Source organism: Bifidobacterium sp. POST2/T3 (B1), from assembly GCF_058197115.1.
Map to the genome: position 1 here is coordinate 1 of NZ_JBVPQK010000314.1, position 3046 is coordinate 3046.

The following is a 3046-nucleotide window of genomic DNA, read 5'->3' on the forward strand; positions in this document are numbered from 1 at the left end:
CGGATATGGCTGGGCGGCACCGACATCACGGATCCCAGGATCAACCAGGATGCCTGTCGGGCCAGAATCGGCGTGGTCTTCCAGCAGTTCAACCTCTTTCCCCACATGAACGTCCTGAAAAACGTGACCTTGGGGGCCATCAAAGTTCACGGCATGCCCAAGGACCAGGCCAGGGAGCGGGCCCTGGAACTGCTGGATCGAATCGGCATGAAGCAGAAAGCCGGAGCCTACCCCGATCAGCTCTCCGGCGGCCAGCAGCAGCGGGTGGCCATCGTCCGAGCCCTGATGACCGACCCGGAACTTCTCCTGCTGGATGAGATCACCTCAGCCTTGGACCCCATGCTGGTAGGCGAGGTCCTGGCCATGGTCTCGGAGCTGACCGCCGGAGGCACCACTATTCTCATGGCCACCCACGAGATGAGCTTCGCCCATCATGCGGCCAACCGGGTTGTCCTGCTGCTGGACGGCGTCATCGCCGAGAACGGAACACCGCAAGAGGTCATGGACGAGTCTGAGAATCCGCGAACCAGGGAGTTTTTCAGCCACTTCCGAGGGCTGTGAGTTCCAAAGTTCCTACAGTCTTCAGTTGACGGAAAACACTCTTCCCGCAGCCTTGGTCAGTTCCAGGGTGCGATCGGCATCCAGGGCCAACTGTCGTTTGAGGGGTTCTTCGCCCGCATACCGTTTCTGACCGCGCAGACGGCTGAGGAATTCCACCCTGACCCGGTGACCGTACAGGTCCACCCAATCCGGCCGGACGGCATTGGCCTCCAGGACTCTTGGCATCTGCTGGCCAGCAGCCAGGAAGGTCTCCTTGGTGCCGATGGAGATGGCGGCAGGCATCCGCCAGGGCGAACCCTGAGCCAGCCGCCCCTCCCGTCCCTCCGGCGTCGCCATAGGATCCGTAGGCAGACCCAGGTCAACCAGCCAGCCTGCATAGACTCCATCTGCGGGCATCATCCCCTGGCTGTCGGGAGCAAGATTGGCAGTTGGAAATCCCAAGCGGCGACCCCGCTGCTCCCCATGGACCACTGTGCCTTGAACCATGTGCGGCCGGCCCAGAATATCCAGGGCCGCATCCACATCGCCGTCCAGGATCAACTGCCGAAGGTGGGAACTGCTCCAGGCTCGTACACGACGTCGCTCCAGGCCGTCAGCGTCAGGCAGAGTGCAGTCGCCAGGTCCCTGGTCGTCCACTACCTCCAGGTTGAACAGTCCTGTGTCCGCCAGATCGCCAATCGCCTTGATATCTCCGATCCGCCCTGCGCCCATCTGCGCATCGCGGCCCAGGACCAGCGTCCGCATGGCTAGCTGTTCGGTAAGCTGCTTGAGGAAGAATCGATAGGACTTGGCTGCAAAAGCCAACGTGTATCGCACCACCACAACCTGCTCCAGCCCCAGCTGAGCCATCAGCCTCAGGCGCTCCTCCAGAGGCATGATCTGATCAGGGTCATGGCGAATCAGGTCCAGGGGCGGTTCAGTCATGTCATGGCTGTCAGCGTAGCTATGAACCAGTTTGGGACTTGGGTCGAAGAGCAGGGCCATGGGCCGATCCTGATTCTTGGCAGCGAGCTCGACCACCCGGCGCAGTAGGGCCTGATGACCCCGGTGCATACCATCGAAGACACCGATGGTGACTACGCTGGACCGGGCCCCCAAGGTTCCCGGCCACCTGACAATGCCCGACTCGTCCGGGCTGACCTGGCTGACCTTCATCCGCTTCCCATCACTTAGTCATGGCGGCCCCCGAACCCGGGCACCGAAAATTCCTTAAGCACTGTATTCCCACCGTCGCACCCTGGCAAGACCCTGGAGCTAAACACGACCTGCGCACTCAGGCCTCGGGGTGGAAGACCACATCCGGCTTGGCCCCGCCTCGTGAACCGGGCACTAGGATAGCAGCCAGCCGCTGCTTGCCCTGAGGCCCTGCCAGGGCAGCTGTGGGCCCAGTGACAGGCAGATCCAAGAATCCGCCGTTGGAGACTCTGACGGCCTGGTCGGCATCCAGGTTCAGAACGGGCATGCTCATGCGTGCCGCCTGCACCAGGTCAAGCGAGCCATCCAACATCGCCTGCCGGTTGCGGTCCAGGACCATGCGACTGCGAACAACCGTCTGACCTTGGCGGTTCCGGTAGGTGTGAGGGACCACATGACCGCCCAGAACCCTGGATGCCAGGTCGGAATCCTCCAGGTCGAATGGACCCACTCGAATCCTTCTTAGGGCCGTCAAGTGACCGCCCAGATCCAGGCGTTCGCCCAGATCGCGAGCCAGGGCGCGGATGTAGGTGCCGCTGGAGCAGGACACCACCACATCCGCATCGACCACCTTGGCTCCCTGATCGGTTAAATCCACACGGCGAAAGTCAAGCAGATTGAAGGATGCAATCCGAATGCGTCGGGGCTCCAGCTTGACCTCCTGGCCTGCGCGAGCCAGATCATAAGCTCGCTTGCCCTTGACCTTGATGGCAGAGAATGCATCAGGCACCTGGTCGATCCAGCCGGTGAAGCAGCGATCAATCAGATCCTGCAGACCCTGGGCTGTCAGATCATCCACCCTCTGCGCGGCTCCAGGACGCACCGGCAGCAAATCCCCATCCGCGTCGTCCGTGGTGGTGCCCAGTCCCAGGCGAACAGTGGCTCTATAGGTTTTATCATGGCCGACGATGACCGTCAGCAGGCGCGTGGCCTGGCCGAACCCTATGACCAGCAGACCAGTGGCCATGGGATCCAGGGTTCCGGCATGGCCTACGCGACGCATGCCAAGGCCAGAACGAACTGCAGCCACCACGTCATGGCTGGTCACACCGCTCGGCTTGTCAACAAGGATGATGCCCGAAGTCGGTTCACCGGTGCCGGACTCCATACCATCCGACGACTTGGAAGCCTCTGCCCCACCGATGCCTTCAGCGGTCGGTTTCATCCGCACCCTCTGCCGCAGGTTCATCAGTGACGGAGTCCGACCCATCGGCCTCTTCCTCGTCGTCATGCCTGTATGGATCGGGGTCGCCGGCATAGCTGGCATTGACCCGGGCTTTGGCCATGGCCT

General features: G+C 62.1%; 3 protein-coding genes. 1 reads left to right on the forward strand and 2 read right to left on the reverse strand.

The features are described 5' to 3' along the window. Positions 1-561 (forward strand): amino acid ABC transporter ATP-binding protein (locus AC0AP0_RS10970; RefSeq protein ID WP_490430488.1); only part of this gene is annotated, 561 nt, incomplete at its 5' end. Positions 562-582: 21 nt separating this feature from the next. Here AC0AP0_RS10970 and ribF read toward each other — a convergent pair. Then, positions 583-1716, reverse strand: a complete 1134-nt coding sequence (gene ribF, locus AC0AP0_RS10975) for a bifunctional riboflavin kinase/FMN adenylyltransferase (RefSeq protein WP_490430489.1) — start codon at positions 1714-1716, stop codon at positions 583-585. A 118-nt stretch (positions 1717-1834) separates the two neighbouring features. Next, on the reverse strand, positions 1835-2863 hold the full coding sequence (gene truB / locus AC0AP0_RS10980; RefSeq protein ID WP_198208659.1) for a tRNA pseudouridine(55) synthase TruB: 1029 nt from the start codon (positions 2861-2863) through the stop codon (positions 1835-1837). Between the last annotated feature and the right edge of the window lie 183 nt (positions 2864-3046).